Origin of the sequence: Pseudobutyrivibrio sp. AR14 (assembly GCF_900101325.1) — a bacterium.
Taxonomy (GTDB): domain Bacteria; phylum Bacillota; class Clostridia; order Lachnospirales; family Lachnospiraceae; genus Pseudobutyrivibrio.
In genome coordinates this window covers 165,301-185,288 of record NZ_FMUY01000005.1, presented here as the reverse complement: position 1 = coordinate 185,288, position 19,988 = coordinate 165,301, and the positions used below count along the sequence as shown (strand labels likewise).

At 40.2% G+C, this 19,988-nt stretch carries 20 protein-coding genes; 19 read left to right on the top strand and 1 reads right to left on the bottom strand.

What is annotated here, in order from left to right; translation table 11 throughout:
- Positions 1-143 precede the first annotated feature (143 nt).
- From BLP50_RS06350 to BLP50_RS06260, 19 genes are all read left to right on the top strand, one after another.
- Entirely contained in the window at positions 144-1,367 is a 1,224-nt protein-coding gene (locus BLP50_RS06350; RefSeq protein WP_090152719.1) for an ROK family transcriptional regulator, read from the top strand.
- 36 nt (positions 1,368-1,403) lie between these two features.
- Positions 1,404-2,939 carry a multiple monosaccharide ABC transporter ATP-binding protein gene (mmsA, locus tag BLP50_RS06345; RefSeq protein WP_090152716.1) on the top strand — a complete coding sequence of 512 codons (1,536 nt, stop codon included), beginning with the start codon at positions 1,404-1,406 and terminating at the stop codon, positions 2,937-2,939.
- 32 nt (positions 2,940-2,971) lie between these two features.
- Entirely contained in the window at positions 2,972-4,177 is a 1,206-nt protein-coding gene (locus BLP50_RS06340; protein WP_090152713.1) for a sugar ABC transporter permease, read from the top strand.
- A gap of 23 nt (positions 4,178-4,200) precedes the next feature.
- Entirely contained in the window at positions 4,201-5,340 is a 1,140-nt protein-coding gene (locus BLP50_RS06335) for a substrate-binding domain-containing protein (protein ID WP_090152711.1), read from the top strand.
- Positions 5,341-5,430: 90 nt separating this feature from the next.
- On the top strand, positions 5,431-6,414 hold the full coding sequence (locus tag BLP50_RS06330) for a carbohydrate kinase family protein (RefSeq protein ID WP_090152708.1): 984 nt from the start codon (positions 5,431-5,433) through the stop codon (positions 6,412-6,414).
- A gap of 4 nt (positions 6,415-6,418) precedes the next feature.
- Positions 6,419-7,222: a Cof-type HAD-IIB family hydrolase gene (locus BLP50_RS06325; protein ID WP_090152706.1), complete on the top strand. Its 804-nt coding sequence runs from the start codon at positions 6,419-6,421 to the stop codon at positions 7,220-7,222.
- 28 nt (positions 7,223-7,250) lie between these two features.
- Positions 7,251-8,531: an AGE family epimerase/isomerase gene (locus BLP50_RS06320; RefSeq protein WP_090152703.1), complete on the top strand. Its 1,281-nt coding sequence runs from the start codon at positions 7,251-7,253 to the stop codon at positions 8,529-8,531.
- Between the two features lie 510 nt (positions 8,532-9,041).
- Positions 9,042-10,574, top strand: a complete 1,533-nt coding sequence (gene abc-f, locus BLP50_RS06315; RefSeq protein ID WP_090152700.1) for a ribosomal protection-like ABC-F family protein — start codon at positions 9,042-9,044, stop codon at positions 10,572-10,574.
- Between the two features lie 77 nt (positions 10,575-10,651).
- Complete coding sequence (locus BLP50_RS06310) at positions 10,652-11,530, top strand: hypothetical protein (RefSeq protein ID WP_090152697.1); 879 nt, start codon at positions 10,652-10,654, stop codon at positions 11,528-11,530.
- 8 nt (positions 11,531-11,538) lie between these two features.
- Positions 11,539-12,159 carry a radical SAM protein gene (locus BLP50_RS06305; protein WP_090152695.1) on the top strand — a complete coding sequence of 207 codons (621 nt, stop codon included), beginning with the start codon at positions 11,539-11,541 and terminating at the stop codon, positions 12,157-12,159.
- A 34-nt stretch (positions 12,160-12,193) separates the two neighbouring features.
- Positions 12,194-12,646 carry a GNAT family N-acetyltransferase gene (locus BLP50_RS06300; RefSeq protein ID WP_090152692.1) on the top strand — a complete coding sequence of 151 codons (453 nt, stop codon included), beginning with the start codon at positions 12,194-12,196 and terminating at the stop codon, positions 12,644-12,646.
- Positions 12,647-12,668: 22 nt separating this feature from the next.
- The gene (locus tag BLP50_RS06295; protein WP_090152689.1) at positions 12,669-13,451 is read left to right on the top strand and encodes an AAC(3) family N-acetyltransferase; all 783 of its coding nucleotides are present in this window, start codon (positions 12,669-12,671) and stop codon (positions 13,449-13,451) included.
- A gap of 143 nt (positions 13,452-13,594) precedes the next feature.
- Positions 13,595-14,485, top strand: coding sequence for a hypothetical protein (locus BLP50_RS06290; protein ID WP_090152686.1), 891 nt, complete (start codon positions 13,595-13,597; stop codon positions 14,483-14,485).
- A gap of 94 nt (positions 14,486-14,579) precedes the next feature.
- Positions 14,580-14,858 (top strand): acylphosphatase, encoded by a 279-nt coding sequence (locus tag BLP50_RS06285; RefSeq protein ID WP_090152684.1) that lies wholly within the window; start codon positions 14,580-14,582, stop codon positions 14,856-14,858.
- A gap of 15 nt (positions 14,859-14,873) precedes the next feature.
- Positions 14,874-15,359 (top strand): peptide-methionine (S)-S-oxide reductase MsrA, encoded by a 486-nt coding sequence (msrA, locus tag BLP50_RS06280; RefSeq protein WP_090152681.1) that lies wholly within the window; start codon positions 14,874-14,876, stop codon positions 15,357-15,359.
- Between the two features lie 134 nt (positions 15,360-15,493).
- Positions 15,494-16,636: a trans-sulfuration enzyme family protein gene (locus tag BLP50_RS06275; protein ID WP_090152679.1), complete on the top strand. Its 1,143-nt coding sequence runs from the start codon at positions 15,494-15,496 to the stop codon at positions 16,634-16,636.
- 16 nt (positions 16,637-16,652) lie between these two features.
- Positions 16,653-17,501, top strand: a complete 849-nt coding sequence (locus BLP50_RS06270; RefSeq protein WP_090152676.1) for an amino acid ABC transporter substrate-binding protein — start codon at positions 16,653-16,655, stop codon at positions 17,499-17,501.
- A 21-nt stretch (positions 17,502-17,522) separates the two neighbouring features.
- Positions 17,523-18,200 (top strand): amino acid ABC transporter permease, encoded by a 678-nt coding sequence (locus BLP50_RS06265; protein ID WP_090152674.1) that lies wholly within the window; start codon positions 17,523-17,525, stop codon positions 18,198-18,200.
- A gap of 13 nt (positions 18,201-18,213) precedes the next feature.
- Positions 18,214-18,966: an amino acid ABC transporter ATP-binding protein gene (locus tag BLP50_RS06260; protein ID WP_090152671.1), complete on the top strand. Its 753-nt coding sequence runs from the start codon at positions 18,214-18,216 to the stop codon at positions 18,964-18,966.
- Positions 18,967-19,010: 44 nt separating this feature from the next.
- On the opposite strand, the gene BLP50_RS06255 is transcribed toward BLP50_RS06260, so the two are convergent.
- The gene (locus BLP50_RS06255; protein ID WP_090152668.1) at positions 19,011-19,871 is read right to left on the bottom strand and encodes an AraC family transcriptional regulator; all 861 of its coding nucleotides are present in this window, start codon (positions 19,869-19,871) and stop codon (positions 19,011-19,013) included.
- Positions 19,872-19,988: the final 117 nt, after the last annotated feature.

The window sequence follows — 19,988 nt, the reverse complement described above, 5'->3', positions numbered from 1 at the left end:
GGTTTTTACAAAAAATATGCAGGGTCATTTATTTACATCGCCGAAGTTGGGTCAATCATATTGACCAGGAAAAATAAAAGAGATAATGTGTTAACAGTGTTAAGTCATTAACACTTGAAAGCAACCGCTAGCGAGGATAAAAAATGAAAAAATTTAAGGAAGTTGCAGGTAATAACACCAGCGATTTATCAGAGATGAATCGCTCAGCTATTGTTAGAATCCTACAGCAAAAGGAGATATGCTCCAGAGCTGAGGTAGCTAAAATGATGGGACTGACCCAGGCGTCTATAACAAAGCTTGTTGGCGCACTTATAGATATGGGAATTGTCTCAGAAGTAGGAATAGTTAAGGGCAATGGAAATAGACGTTCCATTGGACTGAGACTAAATGCAGAAAAGAATCTGGTGATAGGCGTAAAGTTCTCACGACATGTGTTTGCAATAGGAGTATTTGATATCTCTGGAAAGCTATACACACAGCAGGAGACGGAATATAGCCTTAATGATTTTGCTGAGGATGTAATTGCCTCTATGAAAGAGCAGATTCATAAGCTTCTTAAAAAATATAAAAATGTTGTGGCAATCGGACTTGCAGTTCCGGGACCTTATCTAAGAGGTGAGGGACGTATTGCTATGGTAACTCGAATGCCAAATTGGAGAACAGTCAACTTTATTGATGAGTTCAAGCATGAGTTTGATAAGCCAGTGTTTATAGAACAGGATGCTAATGCCGGAGCCTTGGCAGAGTGGTGGTTTGGCAATCACGATAGACCACTTAATTCGTTAGCATATTTTCTTATAGGTGAAGGTGTTGGTTCTGGAATAGTAGATCACGACCGACTTCTCCTTGGCAACTTAGGAATAGCCAGTGAGGTTGGTCATATCAGCATCGACTATAAGGGACCTGTTTGCGAGTGCGGTAATAGAGGTTGTCTAGAGCTTTACTGCTCAACCATGGCACTCCTTAAAAAGGCTGAAAAGGATTTGCCTGAGCTTTTTGAAAAGCCATATGAAAACAGAGCAGAAGCCTGCGCAAGAATATTTGATGCTGCAAGAGCTGGCAACAAAAAGGCAATCAAACTTGTAAATGAAATTGCTGAGTATTTAGGATTCGGATGCGTCACACTTATAAATGCATACGATCCAGAGATTATTGTGATTGGCGATAGCATAGCTCAGGGTGATGAGCTACTTCTTCCAACTATTAAAAAGATAGTTGAAGAGAGAACCCTTAAGGCAATCAGCAGCAATGTAAGAATAGAGATTTCAAAGCTTAAAATTGACCCAACCCTCTATGGGGCTGCGGCAATAGCTACAGATAGAGTACTTAGGAAACCAAGTGAGTATTTAACTTTGAACAAGGATTAGATCTCAGTGGTACATAAATAGGGAGGTATTAGATATATGGAGAACAATTCTTTTATCCTTCAGATGAAAGGTATAACAAAAGAATTTCCAGGTGTTAAAGCACTTGATGATGTAAATCTCTCAGTGAAGACAGGCACGATTCATGCTATATGCGGTGAAAATGGTGCTGGAAAATCTACACTGATGAAGGTTTTATCTGGTGTTTATCCATATGGCACTTACGATGGGGAAATCATCTTTGGCGGCCAGGAAATGAAATTCAGAAATATCAAAGAATCTGAGCATGCAGGAATTGCCATTATTCACCAGGAATTGACCATGATACCTGAGTTATCCATTACAGAAAACATCTTCATGGGTAACGAAATAATCAAGCATGGCATGGTGGATTGGGCCGAGGAAAAGAGAAGAACCTATGAGATTTTAAAGAAGGTTGGATTGTCAATCAACCCAGACATCTTAATCAAACATTTAGGTGTAGGTCAGCAGCAATTGGTAGAAATCGCAAAGGCACTTTCTAAAAATGTAAAGCTTTTGATTTTAGATGAGCCTACATCAGCCCTTAATGAGGCTGATTCAGAAAATCTTTTGGACTTGATGCTTGACCTTAAGAATAAGGGTATTACATGTATTATGATTTCTCACAAGCTCAACGAAATAGCAGCTGTATCAGATGCAGTTACTGTAATTAGAGATGGACATACAGTTGAAAGCTACGATGTTGAAGCAGGAAAAGTAGATGAGGACAAAATCATTAAGGCAATGGTTGGTCGTTCAATTGAGAATCGTTATCCAGAGCATAAATCAAATCCTGGAGAGGTCATTTTTGAGGTGGATGATTGGTGCGTAGAGGACCCAGACGTTGAAGGCAGAATGGTATGTAAAAATGCCAGCTTCAATGTAAGAGCAGGAGAAATCGTTGGATTCGCTGGTCTGATGGGTGCAGGTAGAACCGAGCTTATGCGCTCTATATTTGGTCGCAACTACGGTATCTATCATAAGGGCACAATCAAGATAAAGGGTAGAGAAGTAAAGCTCACATCAGTTGAGTCAGCAATTAAAAACGGTATAGCTTACGTACCGGAGGATAGAAAGAATTTAGGACTTAATCTTTTGGATTCCATTAGAAAAACAGTTGTTGCAGCTAATTTAGACAAGATAACTAAAAATGGACTTCTTGATTTAAATGATGAGAAAAAAGCAGCTGAGGAATACAGAACTTCACTTAAGATTAAGACTTCTAGTGTAGATAGAGGGGTAACTACTCTTTCAGGTGGTAATCAGCAAAAGGTAGTACTTTCAAAGTGGATGTTCACAGAGCCAGATATTTTGATTCTTGATGAACCTACACGAGGTATTGACGTTGGCGCTAAGTACGAGATTTACAAGCTTATCCATCAGTTGGCTGACGAAGGTAAAGCAGTTATTCTTGTATCTTCTGAGTTGCCTGAGCTTCTTGGAATGGCAGATAGAATCTATACCATTTTCGAGGGAACAATCACTGGTGAGATTGGTAGCAGTGAGGCAAGTCAGGAAGGACTTATGAAGCGTATGACCATAACATCTAACTAGGGATGTCTATATATGAAAGGATGGAAAAGGGAATGAAATACATTAAACAAGTATTGGGCGGTGATCTTCGCCAGTACACAATGGTTTTAGCGTTAGGCTTGTTGATTATTATTTTTAATATTATTTCTGGTGGAAGAATGCTTACATCTTCTAACTTCCAGAATCTTTTATCTGGAAATGCATACGTATTGATTCTTGCTCTTGGAATGTTGATGGTAATTGTAATTGGTCAGATTGATTTGTCAGTTGGTTCAGTTGCAGGTTTTGCTGGAATGGTAATGGCACTTGTAGCGAAAAATTACAGCATACCATGGTGGGCTGCAGTTTTAGTAGCTCTTGCAATCGGCGTACTTGCTGGTGCATGGCATGGATTTTTCTTATCACAGCTTGGAATTCCAGGATTCATTACAACTCTTGGTGGCATGATGATTTTCAGAGGCGGTGTTATTTGGATTTCACGTTCAATTTCAGTGCCTGCTCCACAGGAGCTTAAGTGGTTTGGTTCTGGTTACTTACCAGAATGGGGACCATCCTTTACAGGCATGAACAATTCAACTCTTTTGCTTGGAATTATCGGAATCGCTTGCTACATTTTCGCTCAGATTAAAAAGCATAAGCACTCAGGTGATGCAACAGGCGTGAAAGATCCAGTATGGGCTCTTGTTGTAAGAATTGTGCTTATGTCAGCAATTATTGGTTACTTTACATGGTTATTTGGCTCAGGACGAGTTGGAACCTCCTTCCCTGTTCCAGGACTTATCCTTTTAGTTCTCACTATTATCTATCACATCATTACACAGCGAACCAAATTCGGACGTCATGTGTATGCTGTGGGTGGTAATAAAGCAGCAGCTGCACTTTCAGGTGTAAATGTAAAAAGAACATATTTCCTTACAATGATGAATATGTCTTTCCTATCAGCTGTTGCAGGTATTCTTTTCGTAGGTCGTGCCACAGCTGCAGGACCTGCGGATGGAACTTCCTGGGAAATGGATGCTATCGCATCAGTATTCATCGGTGGTGCTGCAGTATCAGGTGGTGTTGGTACAATCCTTGCTACTATCGTCGGTGGTCTTGTAATGGCAGTACTTAACAACGGTCTTATGCTCATGGGTGTTGGAGCTGACCGTACACAGGTTATCAAGGGCTTCGTTCTTTTAGCAGCGGTAGCATTTGATGTCTACAACAAAAAGAGTGGAAAGAGTTCTATCATAGGTAGACTTTTCGCAAATAAATAACTTTCACTAAAGGAGGAAGGAAAATGAAAAAAAGAACACTTTTGTCAATGGCGATGGCGGCAACAATGATGATGTCCACCTTCGTTGGTTGCGGGGGCGGCCGTGAAGGTGCTGGGGATGCAGCTTCAACAGACACATCAGCTTCTACTGAGCAGACAGCAGAGGCAACAACTGGAGAACTTCCAGGATTTGAAAAGGGGGCAACAATCGGTATTTCTCTTCCATGGCTTGGCACACAGAACTGGAAGGAAGCTGAGGAAATGTTCACAGAGCAGCTTGAGGCAGCTGGATACACTCCACTTGTTCAGGCAGCAGACAATAAGGTAACACAGCAGCAACAGCAGATTGAGTCTATGATTGAGAACGGTGCAAAGGTTATCGTTGTTGGTCCAGTTGATGGCTCACAGCTTGGTTCTGTACTTGAGCAGGCTAAGGAAGCTGGCGTATATGTAATCGGTTACGATAGACTTCTTGAGAACACAACAGGTGTTGACGGCGTTGTACAGTTCGGTTCAGTAAAGACAGGTGAGCTCCAGGCTCAGGCACTTTTAGATGGTCTTAAGGAAAAGAAGGGTGAGGGCCCTTACAACATCGAGCTTTTCGGTGGTGGTCCTGCTGATCCAAATGCACCAAACTTCTTCAAGGGTGCTATGTCAGTACTTCAGCCATACATTGATGATGGCACAGTAACAATCGTTTCTGGTCAGACAGACTTTACAGAGTGTGCAACAGTTGACTGGGATAACTCAAAGGCACAGGCTAGAATGGATACACTTCTTTCTGGATTCTATTCAGACAAGGAAATCCATGGTGTCCTTTGCCCTAACGATGGTATCGCACGTGCATGTATCACAGCTTGCGAAAACGCTGGTCAGGATATCCCTGTAGTATCTGGTCTTGATGCTGAGAATGAGTCAGTTGAGTGGGTATGGGCTGGCAAGCAGTACTCTACAGTTGCTAAGCCAACAGAGGACCTTGTAGCTAAGACAATCGAAATTATTGATTCACTTCAGGCAGGCAATGGTATGCCAGCAACAGATGTAACAGCAAACAATGGTGTTATTGATGTTCCAGTATATGAGCTTCCACCAGTAGTTGTTACAAAAGAGAATGCTAAAGAAGTTTTTGCAAATGATCCTTCAAGACTTGAATTATTAAAGTAAACAATTTCTTCATTATCTCTTATAATAAAAGGGCAGTGAGTAATTCCACTGCCCTTAAATAATAATTAGGTAACACAGGGAGGTTTTATTTTGGAAAAGAAGATTGACGTTGTGGCATTAGGTGAGCTTCTAATCGACATGACAAACAATGGTGTTTCAGCAAGCAATAACGATTTATTTGAGGCAAATCCTGGAGGAGCACCTTGCAATGTGCTTGCAATGTTAAAACGATTTGGACATAGTGTTAGCTTCATTGGAAAGGTTGGGGACGATATATTTGGCCGCAAGCTTAAGGACACTTTGGACGAAGTTGGTATTAGCACAGATAATCTTTTGATGGATAAGGATGTACGTACAACACTTGCATTCGTGAAGACATTTGCAGATGGGGATAGAGATTTTTCTTTCTACAGAAATCCTGGAGCAGATATGATGCTTCGTAAAGACGAAGTGAATCCATCACTTATCGAGCAGGCAAAGATTTTTCATTTCGGTACACTTTCTATGACACATGAGATGCCAAGAGAGGCTACCGTATATGCGTTAGAGATAGCGAAAAAAAGTGGTGCAATTATCACTTTTGATCCAAATCTAAGAGAGCCTCTTTGGAATAGTTTAGATGAGGCTAAGGAGCAGATTGTAAAGGGCCTTGAGTACTGTGACTATCTTAAGATTTCTGACAATGAAATCCAGTGGCTTACAGGAGAAGAGGATTTTACAGCTGGTGTAAATAAAATCAGAGCTCAGTTTGATATTCCACTTATTACCGTTTCAATGGGTAAGGATGGAAGCCGAGCATACTATTTAAATAAAAAGACAGGTGTTGAACATATAGTAGAGGTAGCACCTTTCCTTTCGGAAGATACAATCGAGACAACTGGAGCAGGAGATACATTTTGCGCAAGCGTTCTCCATCATTTGCTTCAGAATGGACTTGAGGACTGGGATGAGAAAAAGCTTCAATCAATGCTTACTGTTGCCAATGCAGCAGCATCTTTAATCACGAGAGTAAAGGGCGCCCTTAGAGTGATGCCACAGCTAGAGGATGTGGAGGCTCTTGTAAAAACAAGGTGATTAAATGGATTATGAAATAGTTTTTTGTGATGTAGATGGTACATTGCTAAATAATGAACATAGGATGCTAGATAGCACCATACAGGCAATAAAGCAGTTAAAAGCAAAGGATATTCCTTTTGTAATTGTTACTGCAAGGGGGCCATCAGGGATTTATCCTATTTTCAAAAGATATAATTTTACATGCCCAATGGTGTGTTATAGCGGCGCCCTGGTTATGGATGAACAGGGCAATGTTTTACAGTCTAATGGATTTTCAAGAAAGACAGCAGCAACTGTTATTCATTTTATTGAGGCAGAGCAGTTTGATTGTACGTGGAATATTTATTCCATGAATATGTGGATTGTAAATAACAAAAATGATCCGCGAGTAAAGAGGGAAGAGTCTATTGTGGAGGCTGAGGCCACAGAGGGTGATATTTCAGATTTACCAGCTGGGGCCAATGTAGGCAAGATCTTGTGTATGTGTAATCCAAAGCAAACGGGGGCAATTGAGAATGCACTTAAGGCAAAATTTCCATGCCTATCAATTGTAAGGTCTTCAGATTTTTTAATAGAAATAATGAATAAGGGTATATCTAAAGGGGGAAGCATAAGATTTCTTTGTGATGAATGGAATATCGGACTGGATAAAACAGTTGGATTTGGGGATCATTACAACGATTTAGATATGCTTGAAACTGTGGCCATGCCATTTATTATGGAAAATGGGCCAGAGGAATTAAAGGCGAAAATAGAGAATGTAACTTTAAGCAATGAGTCAGATGGAATATACTATGGATTAAAGAAGATAGGACTTGTTGAATAGAGACATATAATGTATTGGAGGATATTACATGGGGAAGTATGAATTAGACTCAGCAGAAAACAGAGAATTTCTTTTAGGATTGAGGGACAACCTACTTTCCTTTGGACATAGGTTTCCATCCCCTGGTGGCGGTTCATACTATCTGGGAGATGACGGCACACCTTGGACAGATAGACCTAGGGAGACTTGGATTACCAGTAGAATGTGCCACGTGTATAGCATGGGAGCTATGCTTGGCCATGAGGGCAGTGGGGCACTTGCTGCGGCTGCACTTAAGGGGCTTATGGGAGAGCTTCATGACCATGAAAATGGTGGCTGGTACGCAGGATTGACTGCTGAGGGTCAGGTGCTTCCTAACAAGGCATGCTATGCCCATGCTTTTGTTATTTTAGCAGGCTCATCTGCCAGGCTTGCCGGTATTTCTGGGGGCAAGGAGCTGCTTCAAGATGCACTTCGTATATACGATAAATATTTTTGGGATGAAAAGCTGGGACTTTCTGTAGACACATGGAATACCCAGTTTACTGAACTTGATTCCTACAGAGGCCTCAACGCTAATATGCATACAGTTGAGGCTTTTCTTGCTGCAGCAGATGCCACAGGTGATGAGAAATATAGAGTCAGAGCAGGCAGGATAATAGACCACGTCCTTGGATGGGCTAGGGACAATGACTGGAGAATTCCTGAGCACTATCTCAGTGATTGGACTCCTGATTTAGAGTGTAATAAGGAAAAGCCTGATGATCAGTTCAAGCCTTATGGAGCTACACCGGGCCATGGAATAGAGTGGGCTAGACTTATTACCCAGTGGGCAGTATCAAGTTTTGGACAGCCAGATGATGAAACAGATGCTATAGGGGTCACATCAAAAGCTATTCCAGAGGGGAAATTTACAGACTACATTGAAGCAGCAGAATGCCTCTATAACAGAGCTACTTCTGATGCGTGGAATGCAGACGGAGCGCCAGGTATTTGCTATACTACTGGCTGGGATGGCAAGCCTATTGTTCATGACAGAATGCATTGGACACTTGCAGAGGCGATTAACACCTCGGCGGTACTTTATAGGGTGACCTGGAATGATAAATATCGTAATGATTATGCTGCATTCATGGAGTACTTAGATACCTATGTTGTAGACCATGTAAATGGTTCATGGTTCCATCAGCTTGATCAAAACAACAAGCTCCTTACCACAGTATGGCCAGGCAAGTCTGACATATACCATGCACTTCAGGCGACATTGATTCCTTATAATGAAGCAATTGGAGTATCGATTGCAAAGGCTGTGGCGAGACCACAGGTTTGAAATATGAGATTTACCACCCTTGAAAGGAGAAAAAGGGCTTGTGGGTGGTAAAGATGTATTGATCCATCTGCATTTACTTGGGTTTTTATCATTAATTAAAAAAGCCAAGTAATGTGATATGTACCCCTTTCTCTGGATGTCCAGAAAAAGGGGTACATATCAGTTCGGGCGGTTACTTTTTCTTTATCAAATTATTAAAATTTGGTTTAGAAGTTATTGACAATTTTAAATAAGATGCTAATATGAGTTTATACTCAAGAAAGGCGCTATGTGTAGCGAAGGTGGAGGAATGATAATTAGATAGTTTAATTCGGTAAATGCAAATGAAGATTTATGGCCCAAAAGGGTCTGTTTGTGTGTGCCTAATTAGATTATCGTTTTCATTTTTGAAGCTTTTGACACGTGGTAAATATCTACGTGATAATAGCGTGTATTTCAAATATGTACGTTAATCTGCTTTAGGTATAAAGCAGATTTTTTTGTGCTTATTTTTAGACAGGGGCGATGTTTATGGCACAAATACAAGTTAGCAATCTCACTTTTTCCTATGAGGGAAGTGCAGATGATGTTTTAGAAAATGTTTCATTCAACATAGATACAAATTGGAAGTTAGGTTTTATTGGCCGCAACGGTAAAGGAAAAACTACACTTCTTCGACTTCTTATGGGGGATTATAAATATCAGGGGAGTATAACTGCCAGCACGTATTTTGATTATTTTCCATACTATGTTTCGGGGGAGGATGTGGAAAAGACAGCCAGTGAGCTGATAGAAAAGTGGAAACCTGGGGTCGAAGAGTGGCAGGTTTTAATTCAGATGAATCAGATTCAGATAGATGCTGAATGTTTATACAGGCCAATTAAAACGCTAAGCCATGGCGAGCGAACCAGAGTTATGCTTGCGGTATTGTTTGCCGCTGAAAATGAATTTCTATTAATTGATGAGCCAACAAATCATCTAGACCAGGCAGCCAGAGATATTGTAAAAAACTATTTGGCTAGCAAGAAGGGCTTCATTCTCGTGTCTCACGACAGAGATTTATTGGATGCTGTTTGTGATCATGTTTTGGTTATGAATAGAAGCACCATAGAGGTGCAGATAGGAAACTTTTCGACCTGGTGGGAGAATAAAGAAAAAAGTGATGCCTTTGCCAAGGCGGAAAATGAAAAGCATCTTAAGGAAATTGGAAAGCTTAAGGCAATAGCCGACAGAACTGGCAGATGGGCAGATAAAAGTGAAGGGTCAAAAATCGGTTATGATCCTATAAAAGAAACCGATAGAAGTATATCGAGTCGTTCTTATATCGGTGGTAAGACAAAGAAGATGCAGGCGCGAGTCAAAGCATATGAAAAGAGAGTGGACCGGGAAATTGAAGAGAAGGAAGGATTGCTTCAGGATATAGAAAACGTTGTGGATTTAAAGGTCATGCCACTGGAGTTTCATAAGAATATTCTGGTGGATGCTCAGAAGCTTTCACTTTCTTATAAAGATTCGACGCCATTATTTAACAACCTGACTTTTCAGATTAAACAAGGGGATCGAATTGTTATTTCAGGCGAGAATGGCTGCGGTAAATCAAGCATTATAAAAGCTATTTTGAAGGCCAATAATGCTAGAGAGTTTGGTGGACTAGATAATTTAGAAATAGTAGATGGAATATTGACCGTGACTACTGGTTTGGTTATCTCATACATAAATCAGGACACCTCATTTTTGAGAGGAACACTCGAAGATTTTTGCCAGTATAGAGGCTTGGATAAGAGTTTGTTTTTAGCCATCTTAAGGCAGCTTGATTTTAACAGAGAGCAGTTTGGCAAAAATATGGAAGACTTCTCAGAGGGGCAGAAGAAAAAAGTACTAATAGCAGCTAGCCTAATAACTCCTGCACATCTATACATTTGGGATGAACCATTAAACTATATTGATGTGTTTTCTAGAATGCAGATAGAAAAACTGATTCTAGATGCCTGTCCTGCTATGCTTATTGTTGAGCATGATGCCCGATTCCAGGAAAAGATTGCTACAGAGATTATTAAGTTGTAGTAAAGTCATTGATTTTGTGGCTTTTGGGGATTGGAACAGTTAGAATGGATATAAGTATTTAACTGAGGAGAAGAGTTATGTTGGGGAAAGCAAAATGTAAAATTTTAAAAGAGATTAGACAGAAGATCGCAGATGAAAATGATATTCCGTATGTGACAAGAGAATGCACCTATCAGGGTGATTGCTCTGGAACATGTCCACGTTGTGAGAGTGAACTTCGTTATCTCGAGCAGGAATTAGAAGCTCGTAAAAAACTTGGAAAAACAGTTGCTGTAACTGCACTTTGTACAGGAATTAGTTTTGGAACTGTGGCTTGTTCAATACCGGGACAGGAACATGGTGGAGATTATTCAGGTGATGTGACTGTGGCTCCAGACGATGATTATGCCGGAGGTTTAATGGCGGATCCAGGAGATGATTACGAACTGGCAGGAGACACTCAATATATACCGGAGTTGGCAGGCGAAGCTGAAGACTGGAGTGACTGTGAGAGCAATTCTACAGAAGGAGAGATTCAAAAGACAGCTGATGGAGCTTTTGATAACCTCCATACTTTTGCAAGTACTGTTAATGGTGACGAGGTTTGTCGAATTGCTAGATACTGTCCAATGTTTATGCCAGATAAGGATATTAAGTTGTGCGCGCTGACAACACACCATTTGAATGAAGGCAACGGTACGGTTCCAGGTTATATACGTATCTATGATGTTACTTATGGCGAGGATGAGTTATTGGGAACCTGGAAGGCTACCTCTAGAGATGAAGAGGGCGCTCAAAATGTGTATTGGGATATTTTCCCAGATATCACTTTACAGGAAGGACATATCTATCACATAGTTGATTCCGCCCCTGAAACTTTATGCTCAAATTCTGAGTCTGAGGAAATTGGCGCTGTAGAGCTTTTCACTGATGAAGAAACAACTGTAGAAGGTGAATTTACACCTTGCTATAGATAGAGATTGTTATGAATGTTCAAAAATACTTATTTCCGTTGTTACGTATAGCTCGCCATCGTTTGGGAATTGATGGGCAGGGTGTAACAACGCTTGTGGCAGGGGCTTCTTGTCCGCTACATTGCAAATGGTGTCTTAATAAAGAGATATTAAAGAAAAATGAAGTAGAATTGATAAGCCCTGAGGAATTATATGACCGTGTGAAGATTGATGATTTGTATTATCAGGCAACCGGCGGTGGGGTTACCTTCGGCGGAGGGGAATCTTTGCTGCAGGCTGCTTTTTTTGAGCCCTTCCGTGAAATATGTGGTGATTCGTGGCGGCTATGTGCTGAGACAAGCCTTGCCGTGCCACGCTCACTGGTAGAATTGGCTGAGCAATCAATCGATGAGTTTATCGTGGATTGTAAGGATATGAATCCTGAAATATATCATTCTTATACCGGTGGGGACCAATCTCTCATGGAGTTAAATTTACAATTCCTTATAGAAAAAGCAGGCCCTGAAAGAGTTGTAGTTCGAGTACCTCTTATTCCGGAATATAACACAAAAGATGCACAGCAAAATAGTGTTAATCGTCTGAAGGAACTTGGAGTCACGAGATTTGACTTGTTTGAATACGTTAAGCGATGAGAAATAGTAGGTGTTTTTAGTTACGGGAGGCATAATGGAATACAAGATAGCGACAGAAAAAGATATCGATGAATTAATGAATATCCGATTAGAAATGCTTAGGATTGTTAATGAAATGGATGAAAATCAAACATTCACTGAAGAACTTATTTCCTGTAGTAAAAGATATTTTTTAGAGGGAAATCAGGTTACATGTTTAGCTTTTGATGGAAATGAAGCGATTGGATGTGCAAGCATTTCTTATTTTGAGGTAATGCCTACTTTTTCTCATCCAACTGGCAAAAGAGCTCACTTGATGAATGTCTATACCAGGAAGGAATATAGAAGACAGGGTATAGCGAAAAAAATGGTCGAGTTGCTGATTGAAGATGCTAAAGAAAAGCATGCTACAGAAATCAGTTTAGATGCGACTGAATCGGGTAGACCTTTATACGAGAGTCTTGGTTTTAAAGCATCTGATGAATGTATGGTGATGGAGTTATTGTAAATGTTTAACGGGGGAATAAGGCATGAAAGCAATTACAAAAGATGAGATTATTTCAGCTTTTAAAGAGGTCGGTTTAAATAAAGGAAGCAATGTTATGGTGCATGCTTCACTTTCTAAGTTAGGTTATGTGTGTGGCGGAGCACAGGCCGTGATTGAGGCGCTTATTGAAGTGTTGGGCGAAGAAGGCACCATCATGATGCCAACTCAGTCTTGGAAGAATCTTGATCCAGAGACTGGAGTTCACTGGGATGTGGATGAAAAGGATTGGGATATTGTTAGAGAAAATTGGCCTGCATATGATAAAAAGATTACACCTACAAACACAATGGGGGCAGTTTCTGAGATGTTCCGCTCGTGGCCAAAAGCTGAAAGAAGCGACCATCCTGCTAGGTCTGTAGCTGCATGGGGAAAGAATGCAAACCATTTGGTTTCTAACCATGACTTGTCCAATATATTCGGCGAGGGTTCACCTTTGGCAAAGCTCTATGAATTAGATGGTGATGTGTTATTAATTGGCGTGGATTATGATAAGAATACATCCCTTCATCTTGCAGATGTGAGAGCTGATTATCCAAGCAAGCACAACTGTGTTGAGCACAGTGCCATCATGGAAAATGGTAAACGAGTTTGGAAAGCATATGAGACGCTATTTGTGGATGGCGAGGATTTTGTGGATATAGGAGCAGCATTTGAAAAGGAGCATCCGGTAAAAAAGGCTACTCTTGGAAATGCAACTCTTAGATTTATGAAGCAGCGAGAGCTTGTTGACTATGCTGTTAAATGGATTGAGGCAAACAGAAAATAGAGGATTTACATGAAATACAATAATAGTATAATTGCTTACATGGAGGGCTAGATATGGATTTTAGACTTGCGAACGAGACTGACATTGATAAGATTGGTGCATTGATTGAAAACGCCATTGTGGAAATGGAGAAACATTTATAAATGGTATTTTATCACCTGCCTGGGTTATTTGAATTTTATGAGTTATACAAAGTCTTTTTGCCATTGTTCTTTAATCATAGAGAATATTTCTATGATTGGTGCGAAATAGGCTCTATTTACGGCGCTCCACAGGAATGTTTGTGGGGCGGAGGCCGTGTGGGTTTTGGTGATGCAGATCCTAAGGCAGTAGCTCGCTTAATGGAAAAATATGGCGTAAGTGCGCGCCTTACTTTTAGTAATTCTTTGCTCGAAAAAGAGCATCTTTCGGATAAAAAATGTAATCAGCTTTGCAGTCTGTTTGAACACAATGGATCCGCTCAAAGTGGAATTATAGTTCACTCAGACTTGCTTATTGATTATATTAAAGAAAAGTATCCAAACTTCTACTTTGTGTCATCCACAACAAAGGTGCTGACAGATTTTAATCAGTTTGTAGATGAGCTAAATCGGGATGATTTTAAATTTGTTGTGCCTGATTTTAGACTGAACAAGGAATTTGATAAGCTTGATTCTTTGACAGAGGCTCAAAAGAATAAGGTGGAGTTTTTATGTAACGAGTGCTGCTGGTATGATTGCTTTGATAGAAAGAGATGCTACGAGAATGTCAGCAGGAAAAATCTAGACGAAGATTGCGAGGATCATATTTGTGTGGCGCCTGAATCCATGAGATGCTATAGATTCTCAGATGCTATGAAAAATCCTGGATTTATAGGAATAGAAGATATTCAAAAGATGTACGCCAAAAAGGGATTTTCGCATTTTAAAATCGAGGGTCGAAGCCTTGGCAGCGCTATTATTTTAGAGTTCCTCTTATATTACATGACCAGGCCAGAGTATCAGCTTAAGGTTCGTGAGGAAATATATTTAGATAGCTCACTTGATTTATTTTAATAGCAGGTCACGCTTCTTAAATTATAAGGGTAGAAATGTGGGCTGATTCTTAGTAGAATTGTCTCTAGAAATAAGCTACAGGAGTACCATTTAGATGAGAGAATTAGTGCGCTACAAGATGATATTTAACGGCCGAGTTCAGGGTGTTGGATTTAGATATAAGGCGAGCTATATTGCGGACAAGTATCGCTTGACAGGCTACGTGAAGAACGAATATGATGGTTCTGTTTCCATGGAAGTACAGGGGACGGAGCAGGAAATCTATATGCTAATAAAAGAACTTGCAAATGACAGAATCATAGACATTATGGACATTGCAAAAGAGCGGATTCCTGTAGATGATGATGAGAGGGGTTTCATCACTCAATATTAATAAGAGGTAATTGTTATGAAGGCATATTTTGCAGGCGGATGCTTTTGGTGCGTCACACCAATTTATAAAATATATGGAGTGGATTCTGTTGTATGTGGATACTCTGGAGGAGACGAGGTTGCTCCTACATATGAGGATGTTAAGGCACAGAAGACTGGCCACAGAGAGACTATCGAGCTCACTTATGAGCCAGAGAATGTCACATTTGATAAGTTACTTGATATTTATTTTGCCAACGTGGACCCATTTGACGGAGAGGGCCAGTATATCGACAAGGGATTTTCATACACACTCGCCATCTACTATCAGACAGAAGAAGAGCGAGAGATAGCTGCTAGTAGAATCAGTGCTCTCGAGGCAGAGTCAGGGCAGAAGGTCCAGGTGGCACTAGAGCCATTCAAGTCATTCTATCCAGCAGAGGAGGAGCATCAGGACTACTACCTCAAGAATCCTGAGGCCTTCGAAAAAGAGCTTATCGAAAGCGGCCGAAAGACAATTTAATATATAGTAAAGAGCAGGGCTATCAATTCTATTGATAGCCCTCTATTAATTTCTGCAATATATAAACCTATTGACCCGATAGGCAGGTATGTGTATTATAACAGCATGTTAAATGAAAGCAGAGGGAAAAAGCGATGGGATTTAATACTACAGCAATTCACGGCGGATTTATTGACCAGGAAAAGAAGGCAGTAAACTATCCAATTTATTTGTCATCAACATTCGCTCAGCCGGATGTTGAGCACGAGGGAGAATATTGTTACAGCCGAGGCAACAATCCAACTCGAGCATCAGTTGAAAAACTTGCAGCTGATATCGAGGGAGCGAAACACGGCATAGCTACTTCCTCAGGTATGGCAGCTACAAGCCTTGTATTCGAACTTTTAAACAAAGGTGAGAAAGTTTTAATAAATGACAATGTCTACGGCGGAACATGGAGATTTGTTTCAAACCTTTTTGAAAAGAGAGGTGTTGAATACGAAATAGTAAACAACTTCAACGATTATGATTTTGACAAGGTAGATGAGAATGTAAAGATGGTATTTATTGAGACACCATCAAATCCACTACTTGAAGTTACTGATATTAGAAAGGTTGCAGATGCAGCTCATAAAAAGGGAATACTTGTAGTAGTTGACAACACATTCATGACAGCATATTTGCAGAAGCCACTAGACCTTGGTGCAGATATCGTAGAGTATTCCGCTACAAAATATTATGGTGGACATTCAGACATATTAGCAGGTCTTGTGATTTTAAATGATGATGAATTATTTACAAGATTAAAATTCATCAACAATACATTAGGTGGAATCCTTTCACCAATCGATTCATTCTTGCTTCAGCGAGGAATCAAGACACTGGGGGTAAGACTTGATAGACATCTTTCAAATGCTCAGAAGATTGCAGAGTACTTAGAAGGCATCGATGCAACTGAAGAAGTTTACTATCCAGGTCTTAAGAGCCACAAGGGATATGAGTTACAGAAGAAGCAGGCAAATGGTGCCGGCGCAGTTATCTCATTTAAGTTCAATGAAAACAGCTACGATTTAGATAAGTTTGTCTCTAAGTTAAAGCTATTCTCTTTTGCAGTAAGTCTTGGGGGCGTTGAGTCACTTATCTGTAGACCAAGCACCATGACCCATGAGTCATACGCAAAGGAGCTTCAGGAGAAAATAGGAATTACACCAAATCTTATTAGACTCTCAGTTGGAATAGAAGATGTAGATGATTTGATTAAGGATTTGGATGATGCATTTAATTATTCAAGAAAGTAGAAAAGGAGAAAATATTATGAAAAAATTAACAGCATTACTTTTAATATCAGCACTTTCAGTAGGAACACTTGTAGGATGCGGCAGCTCAGATGCTGCAAAGCCAGCAGAGGGTGCCCAGACGGCATCAACAGAGGGTGAGGGTGCATCAGCAGAGGCTACAACATTTGATGAGATCAAGGCCAATGGCTACATTACATTTGCAACAGAAGGTACATACGCACCTTACTCATACCATGATGAGGATGACAAGCTTGTTGGATTTGACGTAGAGGTTGCTCAGGCAGTTGCAGAAAAGCTTGGTGTTGAGGCTAGATTTACAGAGACACAGTGGGATGGTATCATCGCAGGTCTTGATGCTAAAAAGTATGATGCCATTGCAAATCAGGTAAGTATCACAGAGGAAAGACAGCAGAAGTACTTATTCTCTGAGCCATATACATACGCTTATGGTGCAGTAGTTGTAAAGGGAGACAATGACAGCATCTCAAGCTTTGAGGACTTAGATGGCAAGGATGTAGCTCTTACAGTTACAAGTAACTGGGCAGAGGTTGCAGAAAGCTATGGTGGAACAATCGTTTCAACAAGTGGATTCTCAGAGTCAATTCAGCTTGTAATCCAGGGCCGTGCAGATGCAACAGTAAACGACAATGTTACATTCCTTGACTTCAAGGCAAATCAGCCAGATGCAGATGTAAAGATTGTAGCCACATCAGATGAGGCAACAGAGTCAGCAATCCTTATTAGACAAGGTGATGATGATTTACAGGCAGCTATCAATGACGCTTTAAAAGCGCTTAGAGACGACGGCACATTAAAGAGCATTTCAGAGAAGTACTTTGGCGAGGATATTACAAGTCCTAACTAGTCTTCAGTTTGGGAGAGATATATGAATTCAAGATTATTGGAAATACTTGTTGGTTCATTACCTAAAATATTATTGCCTGGCATAGCATATACTATTCCACTTACTCTCATTTCTTTTACTATAGGAATAGTGATTGCCATACTTGTGGCAGTGACACGAGTAATGAAAATCAAGGTATTATCACAGTTCTTTCAGTTTTATGTATGGGTTTTTAGAGGCACACCAATGCTGGTACAGCTGTTCATTATTTTCTACGGCTTGCCTAATATAGGTTTCAATATTGATGCATTTCCCTCAGCTATTATAGCTTTTTCCTTAAATATTGGAGCCTATGCCTCTGAAACAATAAGAGGCTCTATCTTATCTATTCCAAAGAGCCAGACAGAGGGGGCAGTTGCTTGTGGTCTTACAATATGGCAGACAATGATTCACATTGTTTTACCTCAGGCTATAAAGAACTGCATCCCTGCACTTTTTAACTCTTTCATATCACTTGTGAAAGATACATCACTTGCAGCAAACATAACTATCACAGAGATGTTTATGGCAACTCAGCGAATAGTTGCAGTGACATATGAGCCTTTGGCTTTATATATTGAAGTTGCAGCAGTTTATTTGTTATTTAGCACAGGACTTACATATTTCCAGAAATACACTGAGAAGAAGCTTAGTAAAAATAGTTCAGTAAGTCCCGCATAGACTGGAGAATATTATGATTAAGATTCGAAATCTACAAAAGTCATTTGGCGACAAAGTAATTTTAAAAAATATAGATTTAGATGTGGCAGAGGGAGAGACAGTTGCTATTATTGGCCCATCTGGCTCAGGAAAGTCCACAACACTAAGGTGCATTAATCTTTTGGAGAGACCTGACCAGGGTGAGCTTACTATAGGCAAAAACACCTATGATTTTAACAAGCTGACAAAGCACCAGATAACAGAAATAAGAAGGACTACAGCTATGGTTTTCCAGAACTTTAGTCTTTATGAAAATAAGACAGCTCTTCAAAATATTACCCTGCCTCTTATCAAGGCTAAGGGGTATGAGAAGCATGAGGCAGAAAAGACAGCCCTTGAGTATCTTGATAAGGTTGGACTTAAGGATTGGAAGGATCACTACCCAGCTCAGCTATCTGGTGGACAGCAGCAGAGAGTTGGTATAGCAAGAGCTCTAGCTCTAAAGCCAGAGGTGATTCTCTTTGATGAGCCAACTAGTGCTCTGGACCCGGAGCGAGTTCAAGGAGTCCTTGAGATAATAAAGGAAATCTCTAAGGAGCGTATTACATCTGTAATCGTAACACATGAGCTTGAGTTTGCTCTTGATGTGGCTGACAAGGTGGTATTTATTGCTGATGGGGAAGTAGTTGAAAAAGGTACTGCAAAAGAAGTATTAAAAAGTCCAAAGGATGAGAGAACCATCAAGTTCTTAGGACATTTTGCAGATAAACTTGAATATGTCATATAAGAAAAGGCTTTGCAGCGTTTGGTTGCAAAGCCTTTGTTTTGTGTCTAGACATTGGTAATGGTGCCGGTGCTTACTTTGATTTCTACACTGCGGTAGTCAGAAGGGGCCTTGCCATAGTGGCGCTTGAAGGCCTTGGAGAATGTAAATGTGTCGTTGTAGCCTACATTTTTAGCAATCTCTGCCACGCTTAAGGACTTGTCTGAAAGAAGCTTAACAGCCATCTTCATGCGGTAGGTAAGGAGATACTCCTGAAGTGAATAGCCTGTTGCGTCTTTAAAGAGACGGGTAAGGTAGCTCCTGTTGAGTCCTAAGGCTGATGCCACCTGTTCGATTTTAACCGGCTCAGAATATTTTAGCTGTATGTAGGAAATGGCATTTTTAACATATCGTAGAGAATTACTTACTGTTATTTCTTCTTTTCTAGAAGAATTCTCAATCATATAATCGCATATACGATATAGGTTTCCTATACAGTAGTATTGTCTTTTGTAATTTTTCAGAGTATCAAGTGCCAGCTCTGTAATAACTCGAGAATCTGATATAGGAGTGTATACTGGATGTTCCGGAGTCAGTCCAGCCTCCTTGAGCATGAGCGGTATCTTAGGTCCTCCAATAATAAACCATATATACTCCCATGGGTCATCCTTGTCCGCCTGGTAAAAGCAGCGGTAGTTTTCTGGAATGAGAAAAATCTGGTCCTTGTGGATGTCATATTGCTTATTATTGATTCGAAGTATTCCCTTGCCCTTTTTAATAATGTGAATAATGATACGATTTTTAACAAGATGCTCGTAAGAATACAGAGGTGTGCACTTGTTGCGGCCTACCTCGTAGAGATATAAATCGTCAGAATCTTCGTAGTTGACAAACTTACGGAAGTCACATCCGTTCGCCTTTAACCCCATATAATTATTCCCCCTTTTACATGTGTAGGAATATTATATCACATTTTGACATTGTTTTATCAAATTATACCATTAGTGACTTTTTGTTTTTAAGTTACACTAAACATAACTTCTAGG